Genomic DNA, 14,799 nt, shown 5'->3' with positions numbered 1-14,799 from the left:
TCTTTTAAATTAGATGGAATTTTTCGCACCCTCTTTTTCCTTTCTTCTCCTCTTTGAGATATACACAGTAAAAAGAACTGCATAAACCAAGACCGATAATATGATAATCGTAGCACCAGAAGCAATTCCAAGTTTATAAGAAATCAAAAGCCCGGATAAACAGAACAATGCCCCCAAACCAGAAGCAAGGATCATACGTAATTTCAAGTTATCTGAAAGCAGAGATGCACAAGCTGCAGGAGCGGTAAGCAGCGCAATGACAAGAATAATACCTGCAACACGCATAAGTACAACCGCTGTCAAGGCAATCAGCACTAGAAGCAGATATTCCATGAAGCAGGTTTTCATGCCTAAAATTGTGGCGAAACGGCTATCAAACAAGAAAGACTTCCAATCATTAAAAAACGTAATGATAACAAATACGACGATCACGGTAAGCAGTACCATCATATAAAGATCCGAACGCGTCACAGTCAAAATATTTCCAAAAAGGTATGAATTGAGGTCTGGAGGATATCCTGGCATAAATCCGATGAAAGCAATTCCCAATGCCATTCCCAGCGACCACAATAATGCAATCATAATATCGGTATAAACACCGCCTTTTCTGTGTACATATCCGATTCCAAATGCGGAAGCAACAGCAAACAAGATTGCACCAAACATAGGCTCAAATCCGATAAGATAACCTAATCCGACTCCACCATAAGCGGTATGTGCAATCCCCCCACTCATCATCACTAACTTTTTTTCCACTACAATTACACCAATAATTCCACATATAATGCTTGCAAGCAAACTGGAAAGGACTGCATTCTGCAAAAAATTGTATTTAAACAATGTTTCAATCACTTATATTTCTCCTTCGTCATGGTTTCGTAAGACTCTATGGGGAACCCCATGAGCAATCAAATCGATCGGACAGCCATACATGGCAGTGCAAACATCATCCGTCAGTTGAGGTTCCCCATGATATACAATCCGATGGTTTAGGCACGCGAGTTTATTAATGGACGAAGCAACTGCAAGCATATCATGAGTTACCATAACAATCGTCATTCCAGCATCATTTAACTTTGAAAGTAAATCATATATTTGCGCCCTCGATGCCGGGTCAACACTAGCCGTTGGTTCATCCAACAACAATATTTTCGGATCTGCTGCAAGTGCTCTTGCAATAAGAAGCCTTTGAAATTCGCCACCTGACAACTCAGAAACTTGACGGTGTGCAAGCTTGTCAATCTGCATTCGCTCAAGCTGCTCCATAGCTCGATATTCATCCTTTTTTTTATAAGTAAAAAATGGATGGAATCCATTTTTAAGAAACGCAGTCATCACAGTCTCCAGTGCCGATATGGGAAATTTTTTGTCCATCTCGGCAATTTGCGGTACATATCCAATATAGTCCCGCATATTCTTAACTGCACCATTATAAATTTTTATATTTCCGCTGGTCGGCTTTATCAGTCCCAAAACAGAATTCAAGAGTGTTGTTTTTCCTCCGCCGTTTGGGCCAATGATGCCAAGATATTCGCCTTCCTGCACATTCAAATTTATATTTGTAATCGCAGGTGTATGTCCGTAAAAAACACTCAGCTGGCTGATTTGTATTGCATCATTCATCACTGCATACTCTCCGCCATTGTATTAGCCATACGGCTTAAATTATCGATATAATCTTCCGCTAAAGGAGCAAGCATAATCGTTTCTCCACCAATTTCTTCCGCAAATGACTTTGCTTGTCCTTCCGAAATTTCTGCCTGATAGAAAATTACCTTAATCCCTTCCTCTTTGGCAAAATCGATCATTTCTATCAGCCTATCTGCTGTCGCCTCTTTCCCTTCTTCCTCAAGTGCATACATTTCAAGATCATAATCATCAGCAAGATAGCCAAACGCAGGATGATAAACAATGAATTTCCGATTTTTCACATCACGGAGTGCATCTTTTATTTCTTGATCCACTGCCTCTAGTTTTGCAATATACTCTTTGGCATTTGTTTGGTAAACTTCTTTATGTTCAGGCTCCAATTTGCTCATCTCGTCTGCAATGGTTTCTACTATAACAATTGCCCGCTTTGGCGAAAGCCAAATATGAGGGTCACGACTCTCACCAATCATACGATCAGCGTATACCGACGATACCGCCTCTTTTAATGGAACAACCTTTGTGTTTTCTCCTACATTAGGCATAATATTTTCCTTCTCTGTAGGTACACCGATTGAAAAGTAAATCGATGCATCAGAAAATTTTTGTATTTCCTGTGGCGTTGGCTCGTAATTCTCCGGACTATTGCCAGGAGGAATCATTGTCACAACTTCTGTCAAGTCGCCGCAAACTGCTTTGACAAAACTTGCTTCTGGTACGACAGATACAGCCACTATTTTTTTTGCCCCTTCTTCCTTTATCCCCGGTTCAGCAATCTCTTCATTTTTTGCGTTACACCCACTCAGCACCGCTAGAACCAGAATCATTCCGGTTATCAATACTGTCCATTTTTTGTTTATTGCCATAAAGCGCTCCTTTACATAAAAAAATGAATTCGCAAATAATTTGCAAATTCATTTTAACACCTTCCTATATTAAATGTCAATCTAAAAATGCAATCCATTTGCACATTTGACGGATTGCATTTATTCTTATTTATTTTTTTCTTTTGCAGCATGTTTTTGACGACAATGCCCGCATTCTCCATATAATACTGTATTATCACATTTCAGCTCAAAATCGTGTTTTTTTATGAGAAGTTTTACAAATTCATCTGAGCATTCGCAATCAAGATGAATGAGTTTCCCACAACTAATGCATTGCAAATGTAAATGTTCAAAACACGATCTCTGCTCATTATTCCAGATATAAACAGAAGCCTTTCCATCATCGGAAACATACTTCAATACTGCCTTATCCAAAACGAGGCGCTCAAGGTTACGATAGACGGTTGAAAGATTCATCTGTTCACCAAGAGATAAAAGATACTCATAGATCTCTTTTGCTGAAACGGACGTATTCTCGTTTTCTGTCAGAAAATCCAGTATGTTTTGCTTTAATTTTGTGTTATAGCTGCTGCGCATCTTGATTTCTCCTCTTTTTCATTCCAGCATTGTAAATGCAAAGCAAACGAATATAGACACTCTGACTATTTTGGAATCATGCAAAACTGCATAACGATAGTCAGCTATATAGTATACTGCCATATCTTTGTGAATGCAAGTTTTTCAGCCCATGAATTTTACAAATCCTCAAAATCTATTATTTTCATTGCTTTTATATATGCCTAATCTACTTATTTGAAAAAAATAGATCATACTTTCCGCAATATAAAACAAGCTGCCTTAAAATTTAAAGCAGCTTGTTAGATTTCAATTTGACAGACAGACTTATTTTACCGGTTTTGGCAGTCTTTCATCCATCATATTCATTAGATTATCACTATTTTTCATTTCTTCTACAAATGCTGCTTTTTCTACAGGCACTAAGGTTGGATCTTCACACGAAAGTACTCCCCCTAGAACCTCACCGATTTGCGCATAACGGTAGCTTAGAAGTAAGTCATCCATTTCTCTGGAAATATCAACCTCATCATCAAACGGCATTTCCACTTCAAATACATGAGCCAACTCTGCAGCGAGTTCCCAATTATTAAATGAAATCTCTTCATTTACAGCTTGATTTACAGCCTGAAGTCTTCTTTCTGTATTTGTAAAAGTACCATCTGCTGACGCAAATCCAGTTCCAGGCAAGATTACATCTGCCTTTTCAGCTGTTTCGGTCATATGTGTATCAGAAACCATTAAGAATTCCAATGCAGATAAATCTGCATCCGGATCTTCACCAAATACCAATAAGGCTTTCACGCCGTCCAGTGCCTCTTTGCCTGCACGAATACCCAAGTCAATGAGTCCTTGGCTGTTGTTCTTAGCTTTCACTTGCAAGATACCATCTCTCGGTGATCCAACGTGTCCGGAAACAACTGCAATATCAGCAAGCAGTGTAGCTGCTTCAACCGTAACAAGGTTCTGCTGGAATACGATCATTGCTTTCTTTGCATTTGCATATAATTCAGCTACTTCTTTCACATCTTCTGTGATCTCGGCTTTTTCTACAGAAGCTTTTAATGCTTCTAAGCCGTTCATTCCGTTACCTTTACCCATCCCAATCAAAGCATTTGCAACGCCTTGCAGGAAGGATAAATCATTATCCGTATATACAACTTTAGTTGCATAGTTAAAGAACTTATCTTGATTATAATCTACAGGGTTAACGAGAATAACTTTTGCTCCATTTTCCGCAGCCTGTTTTATCTTTAATTCAATAACCGGATTTTTCATTGTAGCAAAACCAGTGACTAAAATCACATCGGTTGACAGCAATTCATCTATCGTATTTGGAGAAGCATCATAGCCAAGAACCTTAGAAATACCACTTTCTCTATGGTTAAAGCATAAAGTTTTTGCGCCGATTGCCTGTGCAAATTTCTTGATTACATAAGCTTCTTCATTGGTATAACGATCAGAAATGGAAACTGCAACTGCCTGTTTCCCGTATTTTGTACCAATGGATTGTGCTTTCTTAGCCGTCAATACCAATGCCTCATGGTAATCTGCTTCTTCAAAGGTTCCATTTTTCTTAATCATTGGATCAAGAATTTTTCCTTCCAGCTCTACACAATCAAAACCAAATTTCCCTTTGCCACAAAGAAGTCCCTTATTTACAACGCCTTCTTTATCCGGCACAGACTTGATTAACATATCTCCGCAGGTCTCAAGCTTCATGCTGCACCCGACAGAACAGAAAGAGCAAGTTGTTTCTGTTTCTTCCGTCTTAAGAGGAACGGATTTTGCAATAGTAAGCCTTTCCTGCAATGCTCCGGTTGGACATACGCTGACACATTGTCCGCAAGAAATACATCCAGACTCAGCAAGCGGTAATTCCAAAGTAGGTTTTACAACTGTATCAAATCCTCTGTGAACAAGTCCTAACGCACCAATTCCCATTACCTCATCGCAGACACGTACACAAAGTCCGCAAAGAATACATTTATTAGGATCTCTTAAAATGAACGGATGGTCATCCTCATATTCGACCTGGTTCACTTCTCCTGCAAAACGATCCGGTTTTACATCATACTGATTTGCAAAGTCAATCAGCTTACATTCAAAATAGTCATGGCATCCACATTCCAAGCAGCGGGAAGCATCTTCTACAGCCTGTTCCATATCATATCCAAAAACTACTTCTGTAAAGTTATCTTTTCTTTCATCCGCTTCCAGCTGTTCCATCTTCGGACGACATTCTCTTTCTCTGTCCTCAAATGTTTTTTCTGTGATATCATGTCTTTCTACTGTATATGGTTTTTCATATTTAACATCTTCACCAGCTAAATATGCATCAATAATATAGCTTGATTTTTTCGCATCCGCGATGGATTCAATCGCAATGGAAATTTTATCGTTTCCACAGTCACCACCTGCAAATACGCCAGGGATACTGGTCATAAACGTATCCTTATCGTAAACAACACCCTTCTTTCTTGTTAAATCAAGTCCGTCAAATCCACTTGGATTAACCGCTTGACCAATTGCAAGAATTACGGTATCGATATCTAATGTCTCTGTCTTTCCTTCGATCGGCTTCGGTGCTCTTCTGCCGCTGGCATCCGGTTCGCCAAGCTCCATAACTTGAAGCACAACCTGCTTTGCATGACCGTTCTCATCCTTGACGATTTCAATCGGATTAGTCAGATTTTTAAAGATAACGCCTTCTTCTTCACCCTCTTCAATCTCGATCCGATCAGCAGGCATTTCATCTTTCGTACGTCTATAGATATTATAAACGTTTTTCGCTCCCAATCTTACAGCGGTTCTGCAAGCATCCATCGCTGTATTTCCGCCTCCGACAATCGCTACATTCTCACCAAGCTTGATTTCTTCGTTACGCACAACCTTTCTCAAAAAGTCAATACCACCGATTACACCTTCTGCATCCTCGCCCTTGCATCCAACACCGGTAGATATCCACGCACCGATACCAATGCATACCGCATCAAAATCTTCACGAATGGTTTCAAATGGAATGTCCACACCAATTTTCGTATTCGGTCTTAGTTCCACACCCATTCTTTCAATCAAGTAGATTTCTTCGTCTAAAATTTCTTTTGGAAGACGATATTCCGGAATACCGTAACGCAGCATACCTCCAAGTTTAGGCATTGCTTCGAAAATAGTAATCTCATGGCCCATTCTTCTTAGGAAATAAGCAATGGAAAGTCCATAAGGACCACCACCGATTACAGCAACACGCTTCCCTGTCGGAGCTGGAATTTCTGGCAAGAAAGGATCTTCTCCGAACATATCGGTATCAGCAGCAAAACGCTTCAGCCACGCAATGGAAATCGGCTCATCAACCAATTTTCTGCGACAGTGGTCTTCGCAAGGATGTGGACAAACCCTTCCAATCGCTCCCGGTAGAGGAATTTTGTCTTTAATCAGCTCAATCGCTTCTTCGAACTGACCATTTGCAATTAAGCCCACATACCCTTGACAGTCTGTCTGAGCTGGGCATGCCAACACGCAAGGAGGTCTGCAATCACCAACGTGATTGGAAAGCAAAAGCTCTAAATTTGTTTTTCTGGATTCAATAACTCTGCTTGTATCCGTTTTTACCACCATATTCGGCGCAATGGTTGTAGCACAAGCTTTGCATAACTTCGGATTGCCTTCCACTTCTACCATGCAAAGTCCGCACGAACCGTAAATTTCAGTTCTTTCGTCAAAGCAAAGAGTAGGAATGAAAATATCATTTTCTTTTGCGATGTCTAAAATCGTTTGACCTGCAACACCCAAGACTTCTTTTCCGTCAATGTTTAGTCTAAGTTTATTCAAGATGCTCACCTCTCTTCTTATTCTCTAACGACTGCACCGAACTTACAGCCTTCTTCACATTTACCGCACTTAATACATTTTTCCTGATCAATCACATGTTTGTTCTTAACCGAACCCGTAATCGCATCTACCGGACATCTTTTTGCACACAGCGTACAGCCTACACAAGCATCTGTAATTTCGAAATGAATTAATGACTTACAGGATTTTGCCGTACATTTATGGTTATAAATATGATCTTCATATTCATTTCTAAAATATTTGATCGTAGTCAATACTGGGTTCGGAGCTGTCTGTCCCAGACCACACATCGATCCATCTTTGATTTTTGCTGCCAGTTCTTCCAACAGTTCAATGTCTCCGTCTTTCCCTTTGCCCTGTGTGATTCTTTCCAGAATTTCCAGCATTCTTTTTGTACCAACACGACAGTAATTACATTTACCGCAGGATTCTTTTCTTGTAAAATCCAAGAAATATCTTGCCATGTCTACCATGCAAGTATTTTCATCCATTACAATCATTCCACCGGATCCAACAATTGCACCAGTTTTATTAATGTCTTCATAGGTTACCGGCGTTTCGATTAATTCTGCTGGGATGCAACCACCAGAAGGCCCCCCCATTTGAACGGCTTTAAACGCTTTATCCTGTTTAATGCCACCACCGATACCATAAATAACGTCCTTTAGAGGAAGTCCCATCGGAACTTCTACCAAACCGCCTTTTTTAATCTTTCCAGCTAAAGCAAATACCTTTGTACCTTTGCTCTGCTGTGTACCCATTGCCGCAAATGCTTCTCCTCCATTTGCTAATATCCAAGGCACATTCGCAAAAGTTTCTACGTTATTAATATTGGTCGGTTTCTGCCAATATCCCTTTGCTGCCGGAAACGGCGGTTTCAAACGAGGCATACCTCTTTCTCCTTCTAGGGACGCGATCAACGCAGTCTCTTCACCGCACACGAAAGCACCTGCTCCTGCTTTAATACGAAGATCAAAACTGAAGTTCGAACCAAATAGATTCTTCCCTAAGAAACCTTTTTCTCTTGCCTGCTGCATCGCAATTTCAAGTCTAGCAATTGCCAAAGGGTATTCTGCACGCACGTAAATAATTCCCTCGGTTGCTCCCATTGCATAACCGCCGATGGTCATTCCTTCAATTAAAGAATGTGGATCTCCTTCTAATACGCTTCGATCCATAAATGCGCCGGGATCACCCTCATCCGCATTACATACCATATATTTATCACTTGCCATATTTTGCTTGGCCGCATTCCATTTAAACCAAGTGGGGAATCCCGCACCCCCGCGTCCTCGGAGGCCGGAAATCTTAATCTCCTCAATTACTTCATCCTGTGTCATTGAAGTAATTACTTTTTTTACCGCTTCATATCCGCCTACAGCAATGTATTCCTCGATATGTTCTGGATTAATTACGCCTGCATTTCTTAAAACAACTCTCTTTTGCTGGTCAAGAAACGTTTCATCCTTAACAGAAATTGCGAGTTCATCCACCGGCTTTCCACCAACTATATGTTTTTCTACAATCTCGGCAACCTTCTCCGGCTGTACTTTTACATATCTAGTTAACGTTCCGTCATCGTCATAAATGTCTACAATTGGCTCCAAATAACAAGTTCCGATACATCCGGTCTTATCAATGGTCACATTTGTAAGACCTTTTTCAGCAACAAGCTTTTCGAACTCGTTAGAGGTCTTTTTCGCGCCAGTTGCGATACCGCAGCTTCCCTGTCCGATTATCACTTTCATTTCGTTACCTCCTACGCTTCCTTGCTTTTGTAATCAGTTAAGATTGCCTTGACCTTATCTTTTGTCAATTCACCAAAAGTTTCTTCACCGTCCGCAGCCTTAATCATCATGACCGGTGCCAAACTACAGCATCCCAGACAAGCTACATTGTTTAATGTAAACAATCCATCTTCTGTCGTCTCACCGTCTTGAATGTTTAAGTGCTCATTGATTGCCTCTTCAATCATATCCGCTCCGTTTACATGGCAGGCGGTCCCCTTACATAGCATAATTAAATACTTTCCGATTGGCTTTAAACGAAATTGTGCATAAAAAGTAGCAACACCATAAATTTTTGCAGGCTTGATTCCGGTACATTCGGAAATGTAGTGAATCGCATCCATGGAAAGATATCCATAAATGTCCTGTGCTTTTTGTAAAATGGTAATCAGGCTTCCCGGTACCTTTGCGTACTTTTCCAGTACAGGAGCTAATTCAGAGAAGTCCGCAGCTGCATTACCGCCGCACTGACATCCGTCTTTCTTACAAGTCATACTCTCTCTCCTCCTAAATTCTAAGAAATCGCTTTCTTTTTTCTCTAATTACTGTTCCGTTACTCACAATAAAAAGAATCATTAACCTAATCTGTGATCAGGTGTTTCCGTTTTTATAAGGCATACGGTTTCAGTATATCAAAAAGAATACCGAAATACAAGAAAGCAGAATTGTTTCTGCCATCCTTTTTTTCGATATTCTGTAAAAAAAGAGCAAATATTTAGATAAATTGTCAAACTGTCGGTCACACTTCTTCCAGTTCTTTCTTTTTAGCAAATAGTTTTTTAAAATCAATCTCCATGACAAACAGGCTGCTAACCAATAAAAATGCACCTAGATAAGCACGAGGCGATAAAATTTCCCCTGCAAAAAAATAAGCTACAATTCCTGCAAAAACAGGCTCCAAGGCAAAAATTACTCCAACATGTGCCGCACTGGTGTACTGCTGCGCGATTACCTGCACAATGAAGGCCATTCCTGTGCAAAAAATAGATAGAATCAGCACAGAAATCCATACCTTCGAAGAATTTGGCAATACTGGTCTTTCAAAAAAAAAGCTCATAAACAGCATAAAAGTACCTGTAAATCCCAATTGAAATACACCGACCTGAAATACGTTGACCCCTTCCTTTTTTACTACCCGCTCTGTCATTAAAAGATCAATTGCATAAGCAGCAGCGCACATTATGCATAAAAGGTCTCCCACTCTAGGCTTTAGTGACTCAGTCAGGGTGAGCAGAGCAATCCCTGTAAAAGCCATCGCAACTACAAGGGCTAATTTTTTGCTGGTTTTCTGACGCAAAAATAAAAATCCGAATAACGGCGTTAAAACAACGGTCAGCGCACATAAAAATCCTGCATTTGAAAGACTTGTATAAAGAACCCCAAAGGTTGCACCAATATATACAAAGAGCAAAATAAACCCTAATAATGCACTGTATTTTAACGTAATGCGATTCACGGTCCTTACTTTTGGGAATGCACAAATGGCAGCAATAAAAAAGGCTCCCAAAAATCGGTACGCATTTAGTGTGAAAGGGCCCATTGCTTCTAAACTGATATCCATTAGTAAATATGAAATTCCCCAAAAAAGAGTCACCAAAACTAACATTCCGTCTGCTTTCATCTGCTGTGTCATATTTTCCTCCCAAGAATAGCTCTATCATCATTACAGCATTAACTATTTCCATTTATAAGTCACTTATAAACTCAATAGTGCGGTGACGATAATAACACTGCAGACCATAAGTGCAAACGTCCAAGTATCTGTTTTTTCTTTATCACGAATGGCTTTAAGCAATCCGGTTAAGATTGCCGGTGCAGTAAATGCGCAAACCGATACAACTAACGACATAAAAACGCCCATTTCATCACTCCTTCCATTACACATTAAATTTTCTCACTTTTCAAGCAGCTAACTTTCTGCAACCAGCAGCTCCAAGGCCAAGCCTTGTTCCAGCTCACCTGATTTTATATTCTTGTCAACTTCATATGCACGCTTCAGCATCTTTCGCAAATGATCCACTGAGTAACGCTGTGCGAACTGTACCGCTTTTTTGATGCGAAATTCATGCACTCCAAGCGTATTTACCATTGCCGAAAGCGTAAGCCCTTCCGTTTGCATCTCTTTCACGCAAAACATCAGTTCAAATTGTGAACAAATTAAGGCAAGGATTTTATATGTGTTCTCGCCTGACTGTAAAATGTTATGCAGCAATAAAAATCCTTGCTGTTTATCCCCTTTGCTTAAAGCATCTATCATCGCAAAAACATTGGTATCCATATTTGCAGAAGCGGTTCCTGTAAAATCTGCTAGTGTCAGCTCAGGGGTCTGACTAAAAAACAAAGCCTTTTTAATATCATTTTCAAGGCAATACAGATCATAATCGCTTTCTTTATCATAATATCCGGTATAAGAAATAAATTGTGTGATAGCAGCCGGTTTGGCAATCCGCTCTGCACTCTTTAAACGTTTTTGGATAAATGCAACAAGCTGCTTTTCTTCTAATGGACTAAATTCATACGCCGCTCCTGCCTCAGCCACACCTTTATAAAGTTTTCTTCTCTTATCCGCCGTATCAGCCATAAAAACAAGCATTGTCGTTTTCGGTAAATCTTTAATATACTCTATCAGCTTTTTCTCATCTTCTTCAGTAAAGCCTTTTCTTTTTATTCCGGAGAGGGGTACGAAATCTTTAACGATAACAAGTTTCTTCTCAGAAAAGAGCGGCAGTGTTTCGCACGTGTTAATCAGGTCCCTTACGTTGACAAGCGTTCCATCAAACTGAGAGACATCCAACTCTTTTGAAACAGGGCTGATATATTTGCTAATCAATGCCTCTGTTGCCCAATTGGAAAGATAAGTTTCTCTTCCATAAAAAAACAACACCTGTTTCAGCTTGCCGTCTTTCATTTCTTTCTGTACTTTTTGGTAGGCGTGAACTGTCGGCTGTTTTCGTTGATATGCCATAAATCTTCCTTTCCTCTTTCCTGCTTTCTGCACCTATTTGCAAAATTTTTCTATTTTTATGGTTTTAGATGAGAGATTATCCAGAAAAACCGCACCGTCTAAATCATTTCTAGCTAACATTATATCGTATTTCTGAAATAATTCAATCACGCGTGAAGCTGGATGACCAAAATTATTTTTTCCGACTTGGATCACAGCAAGACTAGGCGAAACTGCATTTATAAATTCCTCAGAGGTAGAATATGCGCTTCCATGATGTCCAACCTTTAACACATCACAGTGCAGTTTCTTAAAATTTTCAACCGAATTCATCAAGCTCTGTTCTCCTTCAAATCCTAAATCACCAGTCATCAAGACTGTACAATTCAAATATGACACTTTAATGATTAAACTAGTTGCATTTTCATCTTCCGCATCGAACAGGTTTTCATATTCCTTTAAAGACATCTCTCTTGGCGCCAAAACATCAAGCCAGATTCCTTCGTCCAGTTTAATCTGATCTCCTTTTTTCAGATAAAGAGTCTCTGTCTTCTGAATTTTTTGCCGCTTCGTAAGTTCATTCATTCTTCCTTCTTTTCCTGCATACTCTGCCCCCAAAGAAAATTCCTCTTCCCGAATTTGGTTGCCTTCATAAGTAGCTAAGTAAGTAATGGGCATAAAAATAGAAAGCCCCTGAATTCCTTTGAAATGATCTGTGTGAAGGTGCGTTACGACTGCAAGATCAATGTGGTCTACTCCATTTTTTAATAAGTAAGGTAAAAGGATCTTTTTTCCTGTATCAAAACTGGCACTGCCCCCGCCATCAATCAAAATATTTTTTCCGTTTGGTGTCCTTATGTGAAGGCAGTCTCCCTGCCCTACATCAACAAAAGTCAATTGATGCAGTCTCCTTGAAAAAGGATGAGGCACATCAGCAATTCCTAAAACATACGGTAAAACACAAGCACATAACATAATTACTGTAAAAATAATATAAATCCGCTGTACCTTTTTTCTTCTGTACAGAATACAGTGCATTTCAGTACAAAAGAAAAAAAGTATCCCATAAAATAAAATTAAAACACCGTAGGGCGGACTCACAACCCAAAAATACCCGTTGCCCCATCTTGTAAACAGTTCATTTAAAAACAACATTGCTTCCAGCAGCAAATCAGCAGATTTTGCCGCAATCCCAAAAAGGAACCCACCCGAATAGGGCAGCCAGCAAAGAAAAAGCAGACTCATCCCAATCGGAATGAGCATTCCGGCAAAAAATAAAATGGGTATATTTAAGAAAAAAGCGGAAAATGAAAAGGTATTAAAATAAAATGCAACCATCGGCCCCATCATAATCTGTAATACAAGTAAAGGAGAGAAAAATCTTCCTACATTCCCAATCCATTCATTTCCTGTCTTGAGGATTAATCGGTCAATGCGGCTGTCAACCCAAGGCAATACAACTGCTAAAGAATAGACAGCCAGATACGATAATTGAAACCCAACATTACATATTACATATGGATTATATAGGATCTGAAGAAAACAACTAAAACAGATTGCACTGAAGAAGTCATATCTCTGCATCAAAAGAGAAGCTAAGATATGAATTCCTATCATAAGAGAGGCTCGTACCACAGATGGTGAAAATTCTGCGAGCGTCGCATACAAAAACAAGAAAAGCAGTATCAGCAGGCTTCTTTGTAATTTCGCTTCTCTTTGTAAAAAACGGCTGATGTACAGGTATAGTAAGTGAACATGTATACCGGAAACCGCCAAAATATGCGCAGTTCCATTTTTTTGGAAGGACTCATATAACTCTTCCTCCATATAGTTTTTATCCCCAAAAAGCATTGCAACGAGAAGTCCGCACTTTTCCTCAGTCAAAACTTGCTGCAAGCTTTTGATTCCCTTTTCTTTAAATTGGGCAGCCAACCATACTACTTTATTCGTTTTATTCTGTTTCATTTCAAAATGCCCATAACCCACAGACATAACCCAGTCAATTTTTTTGCTTTTCAGATATTCTGCATAATCAAACATTCCGGGGTTTTTCCCTTGCTGTGGCTTCTCTAATATTCCTTTTACACAAATTTCTTCTCCATATAGACATTTTTCATCTAGCCCATCCTGTTTCCTTATTGTTAATAACACGCGCGCGGAAACGCACTTCCAGTCACCCTCATATGCATTTGCTGAAACTGCATTACTCTTCAATAAGATACGCATGCTATTTTCCTTTTCACTTACCGAGCATACCATGCCTTTTAATACAATCACCTCTCCGGCGTATTTATCTAAAGCTGAATGCAGCTGAAAAAAGGAGGGATACTGAATGCCAATAAAAAATACAAATAAAAAAAAGCCTGCCCTTATCACAGACTCTCTTCTATTATTTTTTTCTAAGAAACAAAAGCAAGCAATAAAAATACCGCTCACGACCTGTAAAAAAAAGGCTGTCCTGGCTTCTGAAATCACAATGTTTTCCAAGACCCCTGCTGCAAAGGAAAAAAACAAAAAAGCAAATAGTCTTCTCAAGATTAAACTCCCTTTCATCGAAAACTACTCTCATGTTGTATTCCCCAATGTCATTTTACAATTTATGTTAATAATTGTCAATTAATTGCCAGGCAAAGAACGATGCCCCAGACCAATCACAACTTCATTTAAATGCAGCAATCCAATACTCATAAACACACAAACGCTTAGATGTTCTTTGTGGCGGCAAATAGCGATCTTTCCGCCTCCATTTAGTCCCGTAGCTTTTGCAATGATTTGTGTCAACGCTTCTCTGGTCGCTCCCGCAATTGCTCCATCCTCCACGTGACATTCCTTTGTTACACTGTTTTTTCTGGAGGCTAAAATCGCCCGTTCAATAATAATATGAATGGAATTGACCACGTCACCACCAACATCAACTGCCGCACCGAATATATCTCTTTCCTTCAACCGTAAAATCATCTGTTCTTCAGCACTTCGAGTCGATGTAACTGCCAGCTTAACGGCAGCTCTAGCTACATCTATACTATCATACATATTTACTCTTTTTCCTTCCTTATTCTTCTCTGTTGAAATGATTATACTACGTCAATCAAATCTATTGCAATGTGAATTCTTCTTTCGTTTCGGAACATTTTCCGTCCTTTTGCTGTCAAATAATTGTATAGTG

The 14,799-nt window shown here is 39.5% G+C and carries 13 protein-coding genes; 1 reads left to right on the top strand and 12 read right to left on the bottom strand.

Going from position 1 to position 14,799, the window contains the following annotated elements:
- Positions 1–9: 9 nt before the first annotated feature.
- The 11 genes from U5921_RS10885 to U5921_RS10835 form a co-directional block, all read right to left on the bottom strand.
- A complete protein-coding gene (locus U5921_RS10885) occupies positions 10–852 on the bottom strand; it encodes a metal ABC transporter permease (RefSeq protein ID WP_324823259.1) in 843 nt (280 codons plus the stop codon).
- Positions 853–1,623, bottom strand: coding sequence for an ABC transporter ATP-binding protein (locus tag U5921_RS10880; protein ID WP_324823257.1), 771 nt, complete (start codon positions 1,621–1,623; stop codon positions 853–855). It abuts the gene before it with no gap.
- Complete coding sequence (locus U5921_RS10875) at positions 1,623–2,513, bottom strand: metal ABC transporter substrate-binding protein (RefSeq protein ID WP_324823255.1); 891 nt, start codon at positions 2,511–2,513, stop codon at positions 1,623–1,625. The genes U5921_RS10880 and U5921_RS10875 overlap by 1 nt, the downstream gene beginning before the upstream one ends.
- 126 nt (positions 2,514–2,639) lie before the next feature.
- A complete protein-coding gene (locus U5921_RS10870; protein WP_324823253.1) occupies positions 2,640–3,071 on the bottom strand; it encodes a transcriptional repressor in 432 nt (143 codons plus the stop codon).
- A 306-nt stretch (positions 3,072–3,377) separates the two neighbouring features.
- Positions 3,378–6,881 (bottom strand): molybdopterin-dependent oxidoreductase, encoded by a 3,504-nt coding sequence (locus U5921_RS10865; RefSeq protein WP_417765006.1) that lies wholly within the window; start codon positions 6,879–6,881, stop codon positions 3,378–3,380.
- Positions 6,882–6,898: 17 nt separating this feature from the next.
- Positions 6,899–8,650, bottom strand: a complete 1,752-nt coding sequence (locus U5921_RS10860) for an NADH-quinone oxidoreductase subunit NuoF (protein WP_324823249.1) — start codon at positions 8,648–8,650, stop codon at positions 6,899–6,901.
- An 11-nt stretch (positions 8,651–8,661) separates the two neighbouring features.
- The gene (nuoE, locus tag U5921_RS10855) at positions 8,662–9,183 is read right to left on the bottom strand and encodes an NADH-quinone oxidoreductase subunit NuoE (protein ID WP_324823247.1); all 522 of its coding nucleotides are present in this window, start codon (positions 9,181–9,183) and stop codon (positions 8,662–8,664) included.
- Between the two features lie 245 nt (positions 9,184–9,428).
- On the bottom strand, positions 9,429–10,322 hold the full coding sequence (locus U5921_RS10850; protein WP_324823245.1) for a DMT family transporter: 894 nt from the start codon (positions 10,320–10,322) through the stop codon (positions 9,429–9,431).
- A 63-nt stretch (positions 10,323–10,385) separates the two neighbouring features.
- The gene (locus U5921_RS10845; protein WP_324823243.1) at positions 10,386–10,550 is read right to left on the bottom strand and encodes a hypothetical protein; all 165 of its coding nucleotides are present in this window, start codon (positions 10,548–10,550) and stop codon (positions 10,386–10,388) included.
- Between the two features lie 48 nt (positions 10,551–10,598).
- Positions 10,599–11,654, bottom strand: coding sequence for a DNA polymerase III subunit delta (holA, locus tag U5921_RS10840; RefSeq protein ID WP_324823241.1), 1,056 nt, complete (start codon positions 11,652–11,654; stop codon positions 10,599–10,601).
- 33 nt (positions 11,655–11,687) lie between these two features.
- A complete protein-coding gene (locus tag U5921_RS10835; protein ID WP_324825988.1) occupies positions 11,688–14,069 on the bottom strand; it encodes a DNA internalization-related competence protein ComEC/Rec2 in 2,382 nt (793 codons plus the stop codon).
- Here U5921_RS10835 and U5921_RS10830 point away from each other — a divergent pair.
- Positions 13,966–14,253, top strand: coding sequence for a hypothetical protein (locus tag U5921_RS10830; protein WP_324826034.1), 288 nt, complete (start codon positions 13,966–13,968; stop codon positions 14,251–14,253). The genes U5921_RS10835 and U5921_RS10830 overlap by 104 nt on opposite strands.
- On the opposite strand, the gene U5921_RS10825 is transcribed toward U5921_RS10830, so the two are convergent.
- Positions 14,250–14,666 (bottom strand): HutP family protein, encoded by a 417-nt coding sequence (locus U5921_RS10825; protein WP_324823239.1) that lies wholly within the window; start codon positions 14,664–14,666, stop codon positions 14,250–14,252. The two genes, U5921_RS10830 and U5921_RS10825, sit on opposite strands and share 4 nt — an antisense overlap.
- Between the last annotated feature and the right edge of the window lie 133 nt (positions 14,667–14,799).

The organism is Sinanaerobacter sp. ZZT-01, assembly GCF_035621135.1.
In the GTDB taxonomy this organism is placed as follows: domain Bacteria; phylum Bacillota; class Clostridia; order Peptostreptococcales; family Anaerovoracaceae; genus IOR16.
The sequence above is the reverse complement of the archived record's forward strand: the minus strand, read 5'-3'. Positions and strand labels throughout refer to the sequence as shown.